Below are 16,602 nucleotides of genomic sequence, written 5' to 3' on the forward strand. Positions count from 1 at the left end.
GGCGGGGCAGCTGGCTCTGTCCTTTTCTCAGCCTGAAAAATTGAGCGAGCGCTTGCGTTTGCTGAGCAGGCTGTCCGCCTCACCCGGCATTGCCTGCTCCAGTAGGCTTCCGGCCTTGTCGCTATCTGCCACTCCCGGCAGCACCGGTGAGTTGATCTTGATCCCCGAGCCCTTGCCCGGTGCGCCGCCGGCGTTGATTCGCGCCAGCGGTCCGGAGACGGTGATGCCGCCCGGGTCGAGCTTGATGAAGCTGCCGCCGGCCTTGAGGGTCAGCTCGATGCCGGCTTCGATGACCATTTTCTGCCCGGCCTTGAGGTGGATCTCGCGGCCGGCCTTGGTCAGATGGGCAGTGCCGAGCTTGATGTGCTGGGCCTGGGCGACGGTGAGGTGGTCGTCGGGTTTGACTTCGACCTTGCGGTCGCCGGCAACGGCCAGGTGCTCCTCGCCGCGGAACTCGCTGTAGCTGTTGGCCTCCACCGTGTCGTGGCGCTCGTTGCCGACGCGGATCTTCTGGTCGTGCTCGATGTTTTCGTCCCAGTCGCGCTGGGCGTGGAGGTAGATCTGTTCGGCACCCTTGCGGTCTTCGATGCGCAGCTCGTTGTAGCCGCCACCGCCCGGGCTGCTCAGGGTCTTGAACACCGTGCGGGTCTTGTTGGCCGGCAGGTCGTAGGGAACCTGATGTTCCTTGTGGTACAGGCAGCCGGTCAGCAGCGGTTGGTCGGGGTCGCCTTCGAGAAAGGTCACCAGCACTTCCATGCCGACCCGCGGGATGGCGATACCGCCATAGCGGTCGCCGGCCCAGCTGGAGCTGACGCGCAGCCAGCAGCTGGTCTTGGCGTCGGCCTGGCCGTGGCGATCCCAGTGGAACTGGACCTTCACCCGTCCGTACTCGTCGCAGTGGATCTCTTCGCCGGCAGGGCCGGTGACCACGGCGGTCTGGCTGCCGAGCACCTTGGGCTTCGGATGGCGAAGGGCGGGGCGGAAAGGGATGTCCCAGGGCGTGGCGCTGAAGCGGTTGCGGTAGCCCTGGACGAAGCCGTCGCTGCTATCGACATGGCTGGTGACCGACTCCTCCAACACTTGCGGCTGCTTGCCTTCATGCAGCACTTCGGTGAGCAGCCAGAGGGCGTTCCATTCCCGGCGCGGGTGTTCGCCGAGCGGGAGGAAATGCCCGCTCGCCAGCTGCGGCTGGTCGCTGTCGCCCTCGGCCAGACGGTAGTCGTGGCGGTGGCGTTCCAGGGCGCGCTGCGACAGGTGCTTGCCGCGGGCGCGTTCGGTGAAGCGGCCGGGGTAGTCGTAGTCCTCGAGATCCGGCTGGAAATCGCTGTGGAACGCACCCTCCATGGTCAGGCGCGGCTTCTCGAAATCGTAATCGCGGCGCGTGACGCGGCTGGTACGGGTTTCCAGGCGCAGCCCAAAACGCTTGATCACCGGCTGGTCGGCGACCAGGCCGCTGTCCTGCTGATAGGCGGTGGCGGTGAGCTTCGGGAAGACGGTCTGGTCATCGCCGAAGACCAGTACATGACCGGCCGCGCTGTGCTGGAAGTGGTAGTGAATGCCTTCCTCCTCGCACAGGCGCTGGATGAAGTGCAGGTCGGATTCGTCGTATTGCACGCAGTACTCGCGCGGCGGGTAGACCACCGGGTCAAGCCCGAAGCGGTAGGCATCGGCCTGAATGCCGTGTTCCTCGAGTACCTGGGCGATGATCTGCGGCACGCTCAGGTGCTGGAAGATGCGCTGGTTGCTGCGATGGGCGAGATAGGCCAGTTGCGGCACGAGCGTGAGCCGATAGCGAGTCAGACGTTGGCCCGATTCACCCTGGGCAGCCTGATGTACTAGCCCGTGGATGCCGCTGCCGTCGGGACCGAAGGCCAGGAAGGCCGGGCGGTGCAGCAGGCTTTCCAGATCCAGGTCGGGGCGCTCGCTGAGCAGTTCCAGGTCGAAGCGATAGGGTTGGCTGATGGCTTCCCGACCACTGAAGGCGAGAACCTGCAGATCGTGCTCCACGCCTTCGAGCGTCAGGCTGAAATGGGTTTCGTTGGCCGCGTTGAACATGGGGCTTTCCTTGTCCTGATGTCATTCATGGGAGTGCCTGAACCAGCGCTGCCAGCGGCTCGGTACGGGGCGGCTGAAGGCGTGCAACAGACCCGCCGCATCGATGCTGCGCTGCGCTGCGTCGAATGCCAGCGCCAGACGCAGTGCCGGCCAGCAGTGCGCGGGCAGTTGAGGCGGCCGTTGCAGCGCGCGGTCCAGTTCCATGGCTTTGGCCTGGCGGGCGCTGAGCCGGCGAAACGGATGGCTGCCGCTGGCCAGTTCGTAGAGCACGCAGGCCAGCGCGTAGATATCGGCGCTGGTAGTCAGCTCGCCGCCGTCGAGCAGCTCCAGTGCCGCATAGCGCGGCGTCCAGGCCGCAAAGCGCGTGCGGCACAGGCGCGGCAGACCGGGTAGCAGGCCTTCCAGCGGCTGGCCGAGGCCGTAGTCGAACAGGCGCAGGCCGTCCTCGGCGAGCATCACGTTGCTCGGCTTCAGGTCGCCATGCAGCACGCCCAGGCTGTGGGAATAGCTCAGCGCTTCCAGCAGTGGCAGCGCGATGCCCTGCAGTTCGCTCCAGGCCATGCCCAGCGGGCGTTCGCACAGCAGCTGGTCGAGGGTTGGCCCCTTCAGCAGTTCCAGGGTGATGAAGGCGCGCTGGCTGGCCGGGTCGATATCGAAGTTGTACAGGCGCACCACATGCCGATGGCTGAGGCGGGTGGTCAGTGCGTACTCGCTGTAGAGCAGCGCGCTGGCGTCGGGGTATTCGGCGAAATCCTCGCTGAGGGTCTTCAGCGCCACGTAGGGGTCCGGATCGCCGAACTGTTCACGCAGCAGATCGCGGGCGCGATAGACCGCACCCATGCCGCCGACGCCGAGCAGACGTTCGATCCGGTAGCGGCCACCGAGCACGTCCGGCAGTTCGCCGGGAACCGCCTTCGGCTCGACCGCTGCTGGCGTGGCCGCGGTGGACGCCAAGGCAAAGTAGGTGAGGTCGCAGGCCTGCAGTCGCGGTGCGTTCATCGGCGGATCACCACGGCACTGATGTTGTCCCGCGCCGGCCCCTTCAATGCCTGGCGGAACAGGCGTTCCAGTGCCAGCCGGGTGGATGGCAGGCTGAGTGCCGCACCGAGGGCATCGGCGGACATGCTTTGATGAAGCCCGTCGCTGCACAGCAGCAGCGTGTCTCCAGGGAACACGGCGAACTCGAGGATATCCAGCTCCAGCTCTTCACTGGCCCCGATGGCGCGGGTCAGCGCGTGGGCCGCAGGATGCCTGGCTGCTTGTTCGGGGCTCAGTTGTCGCTCGTCGAGAAACTGCTGCAACAGCGAATGATCCCGCGATAGCTGATAGAGCCGCCCGCTGCGCCACAGATAACAGCGGCTGTCGCCGGCCCAGACGCACGCCGCACGGTCATCCTCCACGAGCAGGGCGACCACGGTGCTGCCGATCACCGGTTCGGGACGTTCGGCGGTGACCGTCAGTTCCTGGCTGAGCCGGCGATTCAGCTCGTGCAGGCAACGCCGCAGCGCCAGCACCCGCTCCGGCAAGTCGCCGGTTGCGGAAAGGTCAGCCAGCTGCTCGACGATCAGGCGACTGGCCAGCGCGCCGTTCTGGTGCCCGCCCATGCCGTCGGCCACGGCCCACAGCCCGGCCTGCGGCAGGTCGAGGAAGGCATCCTCGTTGTGCGCCCGCACCTTGCCGGTGTCGGTGCGCGCCGTGCTGCGCCAGCGGCACGCCGTTGCGCTCATCACAGCGTCGCCGGCAGCTTGAAGCCGCGCAGCAGCGCGAGGTCGAACGGATTCGGCGAGCGCTGCGCATGCAGCAGGTAGTTGGCGCGCAGGCCGCCGAGATCGGCCTTGAGCATCAACACATCGCGGCCGCTGTGGTAGTCGACCTGCATCAGGTCGATCAGGCGGAACAGCGACCAGGGTCCGGTGTTCTTCTCGATACCGACGCGACGCCCGCCCAGTTCTTCCACCACCAGGCTGGTGCGCCCGTCGTCGGCTTCGGCCGGCCAGCGGAACGCGGTCTGCACGATCGGACCGTGGCGGTATTCCATCTGCTGGTTGCCGAAGCGGAAGTCGGCGCGACCGAGGCTCGAATCCAGCGAATAGGGCTCGAGCTTGAACAGAATCTGCGGCTCGTTGGGGTTCTCGGCGAAGAAGCTGCGGCGAATGGTCTGCGCCCGGCTCATCTGCGCGAGGAACGGCTCGGACAGTGGCAGGCCGCGCCCATCGACTCGGCGTAACTGGTACTGACCGGCGCTGCCACTGACGAAGGGCTTGAGGTAGCGCTCGAAGAAGCTGTCCGCCAGGCCCTGGGCCTTGAAGAATTCGCGGAAGTCGGCGAGGGCGACGTCGCTGGCGCTGTGGGCGCTGAACGGATAACGCTCGCGCAGCGCACCGCGGTAGCTGGCATAGAGCTCGTTGCGATAGCGCTGGTTGAGATAATGATAGGCATCGCTGAGCACCAGCGACCAGCTGTCCTCGGCCAGCAGGCCAAGCCACTGGCCGACCGGCTGCGGCAGGCGGGCAGCGCTGTTGCGCAGTTGGTTGATGGCGTCGCGCTGACCCCCCATGCGTGCCTTGGCCATCTCGAATGCGGCCTGTTCCGGTGCGCTGGCGTGGACCAGCGAGACCAGCTGCAATTGCAGGGCGTCGAGTGCCTGCAGGCTTGCCGTCAGCTCGGGACCAGCCGCGCCGTTTTCGTCGAGCAGCTGGTGCAGCGGCGCAAAACGGCGTTCGAGGGTCTTGCGTGCGGTGTCCGGTACGTTTTTCAGCAGCGCGGCCTGGGCCTGCTCCGCTGCCGCGGTGGCCAGCTTGGCAGCCTTGGCAAGCTTGCCGCCGTCGTTCTGGGCGGCATCGGCCAGTTCGCCGGCCTCCAAAGTCGCGTCGGCGAGGCCGGCGAAGCGGGTGTTTTCGCGCACCGCCAGCAGCAGTTGCAGCAGCGGCGAGCTGGCAGCGGTGAGCCCGGCGAGCTGCACGGCACCCTGAGCCACACTACCGGCCGGGAGGACGTTCAACTGGGCGATCGCCTCGCTCCAGTGTGCGGCGTAGTCGCGGAAGTACAGCTGTTCCATTTCCGCCAGCAGGCGGCTCAGGTCCTTGGCGCTAAGGCTGTCGCCTTCGCCCAGCACCCAGTTGTCGCGCAGGATCTCGCTGACCAGCTCGGCGCCCTGGGCGACGAACAGCTTCTGATAGCCGCGCTGGGTGTAGAAGCCGGGAATTGCATAGTCGCCACCGACGAACAGGGATGCCTGCGGGCCGAGCTGCATGTTCAGTCGATAGCCGGGAAGGTTGCGCGCCTGATCGCGCAGCATGCGGTACACCACGGCCGCCAGCGATTCGCTGCGCAACTGGGCACGGGCCTTGGCCACCAGGTTGTCGTTCAGCTGATACGGCGCGAACGACTCCTCCAGCAGGCGGGCAAAATGGGTGTTCAGGCCTTGCTGGGCAACCACGTTGCCGCTATGACGCAGCGACCAGTCGGCGGCCAGCCAGTCCTTGAGGAAGGCTGCATCACGGCGCTCGGCAAGGTTCAGCATGAGGTACGCGCGCAGGCTGCCGAGCAGCTGTTCGCGGTCATTCAGGTTGGCGCGAATCTGCGCTTCCAACTGACGACCGACCCGTGGCAGCAGCAGCGTTTCCAGATCGCGGCGGTAGGCGTCGTGCAATGTCGGGTCGACCGCCTCACCCTGATACAGGCCACCACGGCGTAGCCAGGACACATCATCCCTGGGCGGAAATACCTGAGTTGCCGCGTAGCTGCCATCGAGCACCTCGAGGGTGCGCAGTGCTTCGTCTTCTGCCTCGATGGCCTTGCGTTCACCGCCCAGCGTCTGGGCGATGCCGCGCAGCTGTTCGAGGCGCTCGTGGTTGCTGGAGAAGTTCAGTGCCCAGGCGCCGCCGAACAGCACCAGGCAACCGAAGGCGCCCGCATAAAGCGCGCGCTGGCCCCAGCCGATGCGGCGGACTTCGCGCTGATCGAGGCCCGCCAGCTCGGCTTCGGGGAAGATCACCCGGCTGAGCAACTGATTGATGAAACGCGCGCGGCCGCTGCGGTAGGTCGGCAGTGCGCTGCTGGCCAGGCCGAGCTGGCGGCCGATGCCGGCGGTGAGTGGGTCGAGACCTTCGCGCAGCTGCGGCGCGCTGGTCAGGTAGAAACCACGCAACTGGCTGGCACGCTGGTAGCGGTTGCCGGCGAAGGCCAGTTCGATGAACAGGCTCAGGCGCTCGCCGATCTGCCCCAGCTGATGCGGGAAGTCGAGGATACGACCGCGGCGCTGCGTATCCCGCTCCTGGTGCATGCGCATGATCACCTGGCTGTTCAGCCGGCGCAGCAGTTCCTCGAATTCCTGGCGCACCACCTGCGCGTCGCTGCCGTCCTGCTCCTTGCGGAAGCTGGCGCCGAGCACCTGATCGCTTTCCTCGCGGGACAGCTGATCGAAGAACTCGTCGAAACCGAGAATCCGATCGGCCTTGCTCAGCACCAGGTAGACCGGCACGTCCACGTTCAGACGCTGATGGATCTCGTGCAGGCGCTGACGAGCCTGACGGGCAAGACTCTCCAGCTCCAGTTCATTGCCGCCTAGCAGCTGATCCACCGGCAGGTTGACCAGTACGCCGTTGAGCGGTCGGGCACGGCGCCTGCGCAGCAGGCCGAGCAGGGTGTCCCAGGCGCTACCGTCGACGGTGGCGTCGGGCTGCGTCAGATAGCGGCCGGTGGTGTCGATCAGCACGGCGTGATCGGCGAAGTACCAGTCGGCGTAGCGGGTACCGGAAACATCCTTGGTCAGGCGCTGCTGCTCGCTGCGGTTGAGCGGGAAATCCAGGCCCGAGAAATCCAGCAGGCTGGTCTTGCCGCTGCCCTGCGGGCCGATCAGCAGGTACCAGGGCAGCTCGCTGCGCCATTTCTCGCTGCGCCCGCGATAGAGGCTGGAGGTTTTCAGGGTGCGCAGCGCCTGCCTGAAGCGATGGCGCAGCTCCTGTTGCTCCTCGCCGATCAGGCCGTCGCGGCGCAGTTGTTCCTGAACGTCCTGGTCTTCGGCGTCGCGCTTCTTGCGCGCGCTGGCGCGCCAGCTGGCGAAGACCATGGCCAGGCCCCAGCCGAGAAACAGCACGCTGATGCTCAGCAGGCGACTGCTGGATGACTCCCAGAAGCGCTGGTCATTCACCGCCAACAGCGGCCCGACGAACCACACCAGAACCGCCAGCAGCAGGACCAGCAGCAGGCTCCAGACCCAGGTTCGGCGCAGCACGGCGCCGAGTTTGCCGAAGAACGTCTTCATCTCATTTCATCCCTGACAAGGTGGAGTCGCCGGCATCCATGTCCAGCGAGCGATAGGGTTGCAGCACGCTCTCGCGTTGTTCGCCCAGCACCCAGGCGAAACCGCCGTAGATCACCCCGAGGCACATCAGGGTAAACAGCGCGACCATCCACCAGGGCACGATGCGCACCAGGCGCCGGCGGGTGTCCTTCAGGCCCTCCCAGTGCGGCGACAGCTCGCGCGGTATGTCGCCGCGCATCTGGCGGATCTGCCGGTAGAGGCTGTCGCGTACCGCTTCCAGTTCGAGCATGCCGCGCGGCAGCACGCGGTACTTGCCCTCGAAACCGAGCGACAGGCAGAGGTACATCAGCTCCAGCATCGGCAGGTGCTTGACCGGGTTGCGCGACAACCGCTCGAGCAGCTGGAAGAACTTCTCACCACCGAAGGTCTCGTTGTGGAAGGAGGACAGCAGGCTCATCTGCGACCACTCGCTCTCGTTGCCCCAGGGCGTGGTCACCACGGCTTCATCGAGCACGGTGCAGAGCACGTAGCGCGCCGCCATCACCTGGCTGCTCTCGGCGCCGTCATGCAGCGAGCGGTGCTCGAACAGCTTGATCGCGCTGCTCAAGTGATCATGCAGGACCTGCAAGTCTTCGCTTTCCAGGCGGTGCTTGAAGCGCACTACTTCCGAGAGCAGCGGCGAAGCGGCCGCCACCAGCGGGTTGAGGCTGATGTTGAAAGTCTCCGCCGGGCGCAGGCGCGCGGCGTAGATCATCCGCTCCTCCAACTGCTCGAAACGCGGTGGGGTGTCGAAGTTGGTCAGCGGGCTCTGTGCGGGCGCCTCGCCAGCGCGGTTGACGATGACCGTGCGGTCGTCCTGTCCGTAATCCATTTCCTTGATCATGTCGTTCAGTCCCTGACCGCCCAGAATTTCAGTTCGAGCCCGGCGAAGTCACCGGACACATGGAAGGCAAAGCCGCCGGAGCGCTCCAGCTGCGCCTGGTCCTCGGCGCTGAGCTCCAGGGCGAAATAGGTCTTGCCGGCATGGAAGGGGATCTGCCGCGGCGCCACCGGCAGCGGCTTGAGGCGGATGCCCGGCAGATGCAGGTTGACCAACTGGCGAATGCGCTCCACCGGACCTATCTTCAGGTGCGCCGGCAGGCGGGTACGCAGGGTCTCCGAATCGCATTGGGCGCTGGCAGCGAGCACGAAGGAGGCCGTGCCGAGCAACTTGTGATCGTGCAGCGGCGATACCTGGATGCCGTACTGGCGCTGCTGCAGCAGCAGTTCGATGGCGTGCTGCTCGAGTACCATCGACAGCACCTGGCGGATCGCGTCCATCAGCTTGCGGAAGCTCGCGCCCTGATCGCTGTGCTGGTAACGACCGTCCAGGCGTGGACGCTTGCTCTCGCTGGAGAAGGTCGCCAGCTCGCCGAGCAGGCCAAGCAGGTCGCGGTAGATCTGCTCCGGATGCACCTGCTCCACGCCCAGATAGTGGCGCAGCACCGGTTCGTGACGGTTGATCAGCTGCAGCATCATGAAGTCGCCGACCTCGGCACCACCGACCTTGCCGGTGGCGCTGATGCGCTCGGCGAGGGTGTCGCCACGGTGGGCGAGCATGCTGATCACTTCCTTCAGGCAGGACAGCAGATAGCCGGAAGCCTGGAAGTTGACGTAGCTGGGAATGAACTCGGGGTCGAGGCTGATGACCCCGTCCGGCGTGGTGTCGAGCACCTCGCACAGCTGCAGTTTCACATAGGCCTGGTCGCTCTGCTGCTCGCCCAAGAGCAGGCGGAAATCCGGCAGCCCGGTGCTGACCTGGCTGGTGCTGCTGTCGCCGGCATTGGAGTCGGTGACGTCCAGTTCATGGGCGGTGTAGCGCGCCAGCACGTCCTTCTGCTCGGGACGGCGGGTTTCGATGTGGTTGCCGGTGACCAGTGGCAGCGCGAGGTATATCGGCGTGCTGCCGGTGTTCGGCGGGATGTCCAGAGCCAGTGGCTCGCGCTCGCTGCCCAGCTCGAACAGCGTACCGTCCGGCAGGATGCCGCTGGCCTGGCTGAGCACCAGCTTGCCCATGTTGAGGAACTGGCGGTCGATCTCCAGGCTGAAGAAGCCCCAGGCGTAGCTGCCCAGCTTCTGGGTGCGCGCCTTGAGCTGGTGATCGTAGTAGCGATCGCTCTGCTGGAAGTGCTGCGGGCGCAGCAGCATGCCTTCCTGCCAGACAACCTTGTGCAGGCTCATGCTTACTTCCCTCCTTCGGCGAGCGGATCGAACAGCGCGATGCCGCGCTCATCCAGGCTCAGGGCGACGTGGGTGCGCCCCTGCGGCGGCAGTGCGATGACATAGCGCCAGCGAGCTTCCGGCAGGTCACGGTAGGCGGCCAGCACGCCGACATAGCGGCTGCCCTCCTGCACCGAGAGCTTCAGCTCGCGGCTCTCGCCCGGGCGCAGTTCCAGTTCCTCGGAGGTCACCAGGTCCGGCGCCAGGGCTTCCCTGGGGCGCTGGTAGAGGGCGAAGAAGTCGCCGTTCTCGAACGCCACCGGGTGCTTGAGCTCCAGCAGGCGCAGCACGATCGGCGACGGCCGGCCGTTGAGATCGGGGTTGAGGCGGTCGCTGCCGTACAGTTCGAGGTCGAGCTTGGTCAGCTTGGAGTACGGCGACAGTGCCGAGCAGCCGCCCAGCACGAGCAGCGAGGCCAGCATGGCCAGGGTGATGCGACGAGGCATGGGATCATCCTTGATGGGTTGAATCGAGCGTGGCGATCAGGCGCACCTGCTCCTCATAGGTCTTGGCGAAGTCGCGGGCGAACAGTCGCTCGCTCCAGTCGGCGTCCTGGCCGAGGCTGTGATGCAGACGGCGATAGGCGCGCCAGCGACTGCCGGCAGTAGCGATCAGCGGCTTGCGGCCTTCGCGCTCGAAACGCAGCGCCAGCTGTTCTGGTGCCAGCTGCTCGAACATCGCGTGGATGGCCGCGCGACTGGCCGCCAGCAGTGCCACCTGATGCGCCTGCAGATCGCGGAAAGCGCGGCCGAGGGCCTGTTCGGCCGATAGCTGGCCGGGCTTGCTGCCGCGCAGCAGGGCGTTCAGCGCCTCGCTGCTGTCGGCGCTGTGCTTGAGCGGGTTGTTGCCGGCGCTCTGCACGGTGGTCAGCGCCAGGCGCAGCTCGTTCTTCAGCTCGCTGCGGGTGCGCAGGCTCTGCTGCAGGCCGCCGACACTCTGCTTGAGCAGGCGGGCGGCATTCAGCGCCAAGGCCTGGCGCTGTTCCTCGTCGAGATCGTCGAGATCGATGCCCAATGCCTCGCCGAAACGTGCCCAGAATCCCTGCGGCAATCGTTCGGGCTCGGCTTCGCGCTTGGCTTCCGGTGCTGCCTGCGGCATGACCAGCTCCGGCAACGGCAGGCTTTCCATGTCGATGCGTGCGTAGTCGCGCTGCTGGGCCTGGCGTTGTGGCGCGACCAGCGCCAGGTCGAGGTCGTCGACTTCGGCATAGATGCGCTCCTGCTGATCCATGGCGACCAGCGGATCGAGGTCGAGAAAAGCGTCGTCGGGGATGATGCTGCCGGCCGGTTGCGGGCGGCCGGTGTCGCCTTCGAACAGCGCCGGGTCCTGGATCAACCGGGCGCGGATCTCGAAGTCGCCCAGGCAATAGACGCTGCCGTGCTCGATACGTTGCGGCTGGCCCTTGGCCAGGCTGGCACCGCTGTCCTTGAGCTGGATGCCGTTGCTGCTGGTATCGGTGAGGAAGAAGGCCCCGTCGCGATAGCTGATCACCGCGTGGCGGCCGGAGAGAACACGCTTGCGATCCGGGATTACCCAGTCGCAGCCCTCTGCGCGGCCAATCACGCCGCCGGCCTGCTTGAAGGTTTTGCTGGTCAGCAGCCCCGGCACGAATTGCTGGGCGCCCACCATATCGAGGACCAGTTCCATGGTCGTGTCGCTCCTTGCGGTCACTGGCCGCGATTCAAGGCTTGCGGATCGCCCAGCGGGCGATAGTGGTCGTCGTCGAATGTGTAGTTGCCGGTGCAGCCCGCGAGCAGGGCGGCGGCGATGAGCGAAACGAGGGCGTAATAGCGCACGAGCACGCGATTTCCTCCTTGAAGTCGTGTGTGGGGCAAGGCGCGCATGGTGCGGCCTGGTCGGCGCATTGAAGTTCAGTTATCCCGCGGGCTCGGTGATCGGGTTCACAGAACACCCGACGGATGCATCTAAAACGAGCGTGAGGTCAGGTTGATGCGGTTCGGTGCGGCGCCGCCGGCCTGCGTCGGCACCGGTTGCATTGCCCTTTTGTGGGGCGGCTAAGTCTCGTAATGCAACAGTGTGGAGCGCGACGGGGGCTGAATTCGTTCGAGAAACGACGATTTTTCTTGCGCCAAAGGCTGGCATATATCCTGCTTGGAGTCATGTATACAAGCTTGAATATAACTATGTATACCTCTAAGGACTTCTGCATATGTCGGACTTTAATCGTCGTAACTTCCTCAAGCTGGCTGGGCTTATCGGCGTTACCGCCGCGATGCCTTTCAGCACATCCCGCGCAGCAGATAAGCCCCTGGTCGTTGGCTTCGTTTATGTAGGGGCTAGGGATGACTTCGGTTACAACCAGGCACACGCTGAAGCTGCGCGCATCATTCGCAGCATGCCCAACGTCAAGGTCATCGAAGAAGAGAACGTACCGGAAACCTCCGCAGTGCAGCAGGCGATGGAAGCGATGATCCGTCAGGATGGCGCGGAGCTGATCTTCGCCACCTCCTTCGGCTACTTCGATCCCCACGTTCTACGCGTGGCCCAGCGCTACCCCGATGTGCGTTTCGCGCACTGTGGTGGCCTGTGGGACGAGAGCAAGCATCCGAAGAATGTCGGCAGCTTCTTTGGCTATATCGATGAGGGCCAGTACCTCAATGGTGTGGTCGCCGGCCACATGAGCAAAACCAAGCGCATCGGCTTTATCGCGGCCAAACCGGTTGCCCAGGTGCTGCGCAATATCAACGCGTTCACCCTGGGTGCGCGCTCGGTTGATCCGGAGATCACCACCACCGTGATCTTCACTGGCGACTGGTCGCTGCCGGTACGCGAAGCTGAAGCAGCCAACGGACTGATCGACCAGGGTTGCGACGTGCTGACCTGCCACGTGGATGGCCCCAAGGTCATCGTTGAAACAGCCGAGCGTCGCGGTGTGATGAGCTGCGGTTACCACGCCAGCCAGGCGGCTCTGGCCCCCATCGGTTACCTGACGGGTGCCGAATGGAACTGGGAAACCCCATACCGGGCACACGTCGAAGCGGCCCAGAAGGGTCAGACCATGAACAACTTCCTGCGCGGTGGCCTGGCCGAAGGGTTCGTCAAGACCTCGGCCTACGGCGCAAATGTCAGTGCTGCGGCCCGTGAGCAGGCGGACCGGATCAAGGCGTCGATGATCGCTGGCGAGTTCACCCTGTTCAAGGGACCGCTGAACGACAACAAGGGCAACGTGGTGCTGGCCGCTGGCGAGTCGCTGGGGCAGACCGACGTGGTGCTGGAGCAGATGAACTACCTCGTCGAAGGCGTGCGCGGCGATATCTGATCCATGAACCCACATTATCTAGCAAGCAGGTTGGCCAGGCTGGCATTGCCTGGCCTGCCTACCGTGCTTTCGATCATCAGCTCCTTTGCGCTGTTCGTGCTGTTCCTGGCCTTTCAGGGCAAACCGGCGTTCGAGGCCGTCAGCCTGGTGTTCGAAGGCGCCTTCGGTTCGTCCTTTGCGTGGGAAAGCACCCTGCAGCGCGCCGCGCCGTTGATGCTGACGGCGTTGTGCGTGGCACTGCCGGCGCGTGCCGGTCTGATCATCATCGGTGGCGAAGGCGCACTGGTACTGGGCGGCTTGGCGGCCGCGACGCTGCCGCTGTGGCTGAGCGGACTGCCGCCGCTGGCGACGCTTATCGCAATGGGACTGGTGGCGATGCTGGTCGGTGGCTTCTGGATCGGGCTCAACGGCTGGTTGCGGCAGAAGCGCGGGCTGAACGAGACCATCGGCAGCCTGCTGCTTTCCTATATCGCCATCGCGCTGTTCAACCATTTGGTCGAGGGGCCGCTGCGTGACCCTTCGAGCCTGAATAAGCCGTCCACCGTGGGGCTGGATTATTCACTGATGATCGGTGTGATCAGTGAGGATTCGTTCCGCGTTCACTGGGGACTGGTCGCCGGCATCATTGCCTGCGTGATGGCCTGGGTGCTGGTTCGCCACAGCGTCAAGGGCTTTGCCCTGGACGTGGTCGGCGGCAATGTGCGCACGGCGCGCATGCTGGGCTTGCCGGTCGACCGACTGGTGATTTTGACCTGTGTGCTCGGCGGAGCGGCGGCCGGGCTGGCCGGCATGTACGAGGTCAGCGCGGTGCAAGGCAGCGCCAACGCTTCGCTGATCGTCGGCTATGGCATCAGCGGCATTCTGGTTTCCTTTGCCGCCCGGCATAACCCGCTGGCGATCATCGTCTGCGCGACGCTGGTCGGCGGCATCGAGGCCAGCGGCAGCCTGCTGCAGCGGCGGCTGGATCTGCCCGACGCCACGACACTGATTCTGCAAGGCCTGCTGTTCACCAATCTGCTCGCCTGGGAGGCGCTGGTGGGCAGGATCACTGGATGGCGCATTGCCCTCGAGGAGCACGCCAACAAGGTAAGGAGCGCCGAGGTGCAACATGGGTGATCTGGATTTCGTGACCTTCCTGCTGGCCCTGTTGGCGGGTGCGGTGCGGGTTGGTACGCCGTTCCTGTTCGTCAGCCTGGGCGAATGTCTGACGGAAAAGAGTGGCCGCATCAACCTGGGCCTGGAAGGCATTCTGGTCGCCGGTGCGATGACCGGCTACGCGGTCGCCTACCTGTCCGGCTCGGCCTGGACCGGGGTGCTGGCAGCGGGTGGAATCGGGCTGTTGCTTGGCCTGCTGCATGGCCTTGTCTGCTCGCTACCGCGTGTCAACGACATTGCCTTCGGCATCGCGCTGATGTTGCTCGGTACCGGCCTCGCCTTCTTCCTGGGTAAAGCCTTCATTCAACCGCAGGCCCCGATGCTGCCATCCATTTCCCTGGGTGCCTGGAGTGATGATCCCGGCATGCGCTCGGCTTTGAACATCAACATGTTGTTCTTCATCGGTGTGGCGTTGGCGATCTTCCTGCACTGGGGGCTGCGCAGCACGCGTTGGGGGCTCGTTCTGCGGCTGGTTGGGGACCATTCCGAGTCGGCTCAGGCGCTGGGCTACCGCCCGCTGCGGGTACGCGTCATGGCCACGGCCGTGGGTGGCTTTCTGGCCGGTGTCGGTGGCTCCTACCTGTCGCTCTATTACCCCGGCAGCTGGAACGAGGGGCTGTCCAGCGGTCAGGGCCTGATGGCTGTGGCACTGGTGATCTTTGCCCGCTGGCAACCGCTGAACTGCCTGTGGGCCTCGATGGTGTTCGGTGCGGCCGGCGCCATCGGCCCGGCGCTGCAATCGGTAGGCATCAGCTCCGGCTATTACCTGTACAGCGCGGCACCTTACATCCTGACGATGCTGGTGATGCTCGCGACCTGTCGTCCGAACCGAACACTGACGGGAGCTCCCGGCGAGCTCAGTCTCAATCGATAGAGGTAATGACATGGCAAGTGGACTTGGTGGGCTGAACAAATCACCTAATGGTGTCGTGATCGGGTTGGCACAGCTGGCACTGCCCGACCCGCACACCCGCGACGAACTCTGGACCCAGACGCAGAAGGTCGTGTCGATGATCGGCAAGGCCCGGCGCAGCATGCCAGGCATGGACCTGATCGTATTTCCGGAGTACTCGCTGCACGGGCTGTCGATGGATACCTCACCCGACATCATGTGTACCCTGGATGGGCCGGAAGTGGCGGCGCTGAAGCAGGCCTGCATCGATCACAGCATCTGGGGCTGCTTCTCGATCATGGAAGCCAACCCGCACGGCAACCCCTACAACAGCGGCATCATCGTCGACGATACCGGTGAAGTGCGCCTGTACTACCGCAAGCTGCACCCCTGGGTGCCGGTCGAACCGTGGGAACCGGGCAATCTCGGCATCCCGGTCTGTGACGGTCCGCGCGGCAGCAAGCTGGCCCTGATCATCTGCCATGACGGCATGTTCCCGGAAATGGCCCGTGAGTGTGCCTACAAGGGGGCGGAAATCATGATCCGTACCGCCGGCTACACCGCACCGATCCGCCATTCATGGAAGATCACCAACCAGGTCAATTCCTTCACCAATCTGATGCAGACCGCCAGCGTGTGCATGTGCGGTTCCGACGGCACCTTCGATTCGATGGGCGAAGCCATGTTCGTCGATTTCGATGGCACACCTATGGCCGAGGGCGGCGGGCGGGCGGACGAGATCGTCTCTTGCGAGCTGCGACCGGACCTGGTCCGCGAGGCGCGCAAGCATTGGGGCGTGGAGAACAATATCTATCAGTTCGGCCACCGCGGTTATGTGGCGGTCAAGGGCGGGGCGCAGGATTGCCCCTACACCTACATGCATGACCTTGCGGCTGGCCAGTACCGCCTGCCCTGGGAGGACGACGTAGTCCATACCGATGGCAGCAGCTGCGGCTTTGCCGCGCCCGAGCGACTCTACAACCCGCACAGCCAGGAGTAACACCGTGAGCGAGCGCTTTCTTGTTTCCGATCCTTATCCCTGGCCGTATGACGGGCGGTTGCATCCGGCCAATACCGCGCTGATCATCATCGACATGCAGACTGATTTCTGTGGTGAAGGCGGCTACGTCGACACCATGGGCTACGATCTGGCGGCCGTGCGTGCGCCCATCGAGCCGATCAACCGTGTGCTGAAGGTCATGCGCGAGCAGGGCTTTCATATCATCCACACCCGCGAAGGGCATCGCCCGGACCTGTCCGATCTGCCGGCCAACAAGCGCTGGCGATCCCAGCGCATCGGTGCCGGCATCGGCGATGCGGGTCCCTGTGGCCGCATTCTGGTGCGTGGCGAACCGGGCTGGGAGTTGATTCCGGAGCTGCAGCCGCTGGCTGGCGAAGTGATCATCGACAAGCCCGGCAAGGGCTCGTTCTGCGCCACCGACCTGGAACTGATCCTGCGTACCCGCGGCATCGAGAACCTGATCCTGTGCGGCATCACCACCGACGTCTGCGTGCACACCACCATGCGTGAGGCCAATGATCGCGGCTTCGAGTGCCTGTTGCTGGAAGACTGCTGTGGTGCCACCGATCCGGGTAACCACCTGGCTGCGCTGCACATGGTCAAGATGCAGGGTGGGGTGTTTGGTGCTGTGTCCGACTCGGCGTCGCTCGTCGAGCTGTTGAGCGAGCGTTGAG

The 16,602-nt window shown here is 65.0% G+C and carries 14 protein-coding genes; 5 read left to right on the forward strand and 9 right to left on the reverse strand.

Annotated elements, in window-relative coordinates; all coding sequences use genetic code 11:
• Positions 1–27: 27 nt before the first annotated feature.
• From tssI to B597_RS33285, 9 genes are read right to left on the reverse strand one after another with little or no spacing between them, the layout of a single operon-like run.
• Positions 28–2,055, reverse strand: a complete 2,028-nt coding sequence (gene tssI, locus B597_RS33245) for a type VI secretion system Vgr family protein (RefSeq protein ID WP_024161917.1) — start codon at positions 2,053–2,055, stop codon at positions 28–30.
• A 21-nt stretch (positions 2,056–2,076) separates the two neighbouring features.
• Positions 2,077–3,054 carry a serine/threonine-protein kinase gene (locus B597_RS33250; protein ID WP_003291929.1) on the reverse strand — a complete coding sequence of 326 codons (978 nt, stop codon included), beginning with the start codon at positions 3,052–3,054 and terminating at the stop codon, positions 2,077–2,079.
• Positions 3,051–3,782 (reverse strand): PP2C family protein-serine/threonine phosphatase, encoded by a 732-nt coding sequence (locus B597_RS33255; protein ID WP_003291930.1) that lies wholly within the window; start codon positions 3,780–3,782, stop codon positions 3,051–3,053. The genes B597_RS33250 and B597_RS33255 overlap by 4 nt, the downstream gene beginning before the upstream one ends.
• The gene (gene tssM, locus B597_RS33260) at positions 3,782–7,321 is read right to left on the reverse strand and encodes a type VI secretion system membrane subunit TssM (protein WP_003292939.1); all 3,540 of its coding nucleotides are present in this window, start codon (positions 7,319–7,321) and stop codon (positions 3,782–3,784) included. Before tssM ends, B597_RS33255 begins: the two co-directional genes overlap by 1 nt.
• Position 7,322: 1 nt before the next feature.
• On the reverse strand, positions 7,323–8,204 hold the full coding sequence (gene icmH / locus B597_RS33265; RefSeq protein WP_003291931.1) for a type IVB secretion system protein IcmH/DotU: 882 nt from the start codon (positions 8,202–8,204) through the stop codon (positions 7,323–7,325).
• A gap of 5 nt (positions 8,205–8,209) precedes the next feature.
• Positions 8,210–9,541 carry a type VI secretion system baseplate subunit TssK gene (gene tssK, locus B597_RS33270; RefSeq protein WP_003291932.1) on the reverse strand — a complete coding sequence of 444 codons (1,332 nt, stop codon included), beginning with the start codon at positions 9,539–9,541 and terminating at the stop codon, positions 8,210–8,212.
• 2 nt (positions 9,542–9,543) lie between these two features.
• Positions 9,544–10,026: a type VI secretion system lipoprotein TssJ gene (gene tssJ, locus B597_RS33275; protein WP_024161918.1), complete on the reverse strand. Its 483-nt coding sequence runs from the start codon at positions 10,024–10,026 to the stop codon at positions 9,544–9,546.
• A gap of 4 nt (positions 10,027–10,030) precedes the next feature.
• On the reverse strand, positions 10,031–11,227 hold the full coding sequence (gene tagH, locus B597_RS33280; RefSeq protein WP_003291933.1) for a type VI secretion system-associated FHA domain protein TagH: 1,197 nt from the start codon (positions 11,225–11,227) through the stop codon (positions 10,031–10,033).
• A 20-nt stretch (positions 11,228–11,247) separates the two neighbouring features.
• Positions 11,248–11,349 carry a type VI secretion protein gene (locus B597_RS33285; RefSeq protein WP_419184907.1) on the reverse strand — a complete coding sequence of 34 codons (102 nt, stop codon included), beginning with the start codon at positions 11,347–11,349 and terminating at the stop codon, positions 11,248–11,250.
• 401 nt (positions 11,350–11,750) lie between these two features.
• On the opposite strand from B597_RS33285, the gene B597_RS33290 reads away from it, so the two are divergent.
• The 5 genes from B597_RS33290 to B597_RS33310 are packed head-to-tail and all read left to right on the forward strand — an operon-like array spanning position 11,751 to position 16,601.
• The gene (locus B597_RS33290; RefSeq protein ID WP_024161919.1) at positions 11,751–12,860 is read left to right on the forward strand and encodes a BMP family ABC transporter substrate-binding protein; all 1,110 of its coding nucleotides are present in this window, start codon (positions 11,751–11,753) and stop codon (positions 12,858–12,860) included.
• A gap of 3 nt (positions 12,861–12,863) precedes the next feature.
• The gene (locus B597_RS33295; protein ID WP_031323373.1) at positions 12,864–13,976 is read left to right on the forward strand and encodes an ABC transporter permease; all 1,113 of its coding nucleotides are present in this window, start codon (positions 12,864–12,866) and stop codon (positions 13,974–13,976) included.
• Positions 13,969–14,889, forward strand: a complete 921-nt coding sequence (locus B597_RS33300) for an ABC transporter permease (RefSeq protein ID WP_003291936.1) — start codon at positions 13,969–13,971, stop codon at positions 14,887–14,889. The genes B597_RS33295 and B597_RS33300 overlap by 8 nt, the downstream gene beginning before the upstream one ends.
• Before the next feature lie 10 nt (positions 14,890–14,899).
• Positions 14,900–15,907, forward strand: coding sequence for a formamidase (locus B597_RS33305; RefSeq protein ID WP_031323374.1), 1,008 nt, complete (start codon positions 14,900–14,902; stop codon positions 15,905–15,907).
• Positions 15,908–15,911: 4 nt separating this feature from the next.
• On the forward strand, positions 15,912–16,601 hold the full coding sequence (locus B597_RS33310; protein WP_003291939.1) for a biuret amidohydrolase: 690 nt from the start codon (positions 15,912–15,914) through the stop codon (positions 16,599–16,601).
• Position 16,602 lies beyond the last annotated feature (1 nt).

Origin of the sequence: Stutzerimonas stutzeri KOS6 (assembly GCF_000307775.2) — a bacterium.
Classification (GTDB): domain Bacteria; phylum Pseudomonadota; class Gammaproteobacteria; order Pseudomonadales; family Pseudomonadaceae; genus Stutzerimonas; species Stutzerimonas stutzeri_B.

Excerpts from the sequence above, each read along its gene's own strand:
- tssI (WP_024161917.1), bottom strand. The coding sequence starts at position 2,055 with ATGTTCAACGCGGCCAACGAAACCCATTTCAGCCTGACGCTCGAAGGC.
- B597_RS33250 (WP_003291929.1), bottom strand. The coding sequence starts at position 3,054 with ATGAACGCACCGCGACTGCAGGCCTGCGACCTCACCTACTTTGCCTTG.
- B597_RS33255 (WP_003291930.1), bottom strand. The coding sequence starts at position 3,782 with ATGAGCGCAACGGCGTGCCGCTGGCGCAGCACGGCGCGCACCGACACC.
- tssM (WP_003292939.1), bottom strand. The coding sequence starts at position 7,321 with ATGAAGACGTTCTTCGGCAAACTCGGCGCCGTGCTGCGCCGAACCTGG.
- icmH (WP_003291931.1), bottom strand. The coding sequence starts at position 8,204 with ATGATCAAGGAAATGGATTACGGACAGGACGACCGCACGGTCATCGTC.
- tssK (WP_003291932.1), bottom strand. The coding sequence starts at position 9,541 with ATGAGCCTGCACAAGGTTGTCTGGCAGGAAGGCATGCTGCTGCGCCCG.
- tssJ (WP_024161918.1), bottom strand. The coding sequence starts at position 10,026 with ATGCCTCGTCGCATCACCCTGGCCATGCTGGCCTCGCTGCTCGTGCTG.
- tagH (WP_003291933.1), bottom strand. The coding sequence starts at position 11,227 with ATGGAACTGGTCCTCGATATGGTGGGCGCCCAGCAATTCGTGCCGGGG.
- B597_RS33290 (WP_024161919.1), top strand. The coding sequence starts at position 11,751 with ATGTCGGACTTTAATCGTCGTAACTTCCTCAAGCTGGCTGGGCTTATC.
- B597_RS33295 (WP_031323373.1), top strand. The coding sequence starts at position 12,864 with ATGAACCCACATTATCTAGCAAGCAGGTTGGCCAGGCTGGCATTGCCT.
- B597_RS33300 (WP_003291936.1), top strand. The coding sequence starts at position 13,969 with ATGGGTGATCTGGATTTCGTGACCTTCCTGCTGGCCCTGTTGGCGGGT.
- B597_RS33305 (WP_031323374.1), top strand. The coding sequence starts at position 14,900 with ATGGCAAGTGGACTTGGTGGGCTGAACAAATCACCTAATGGTGTCGTG.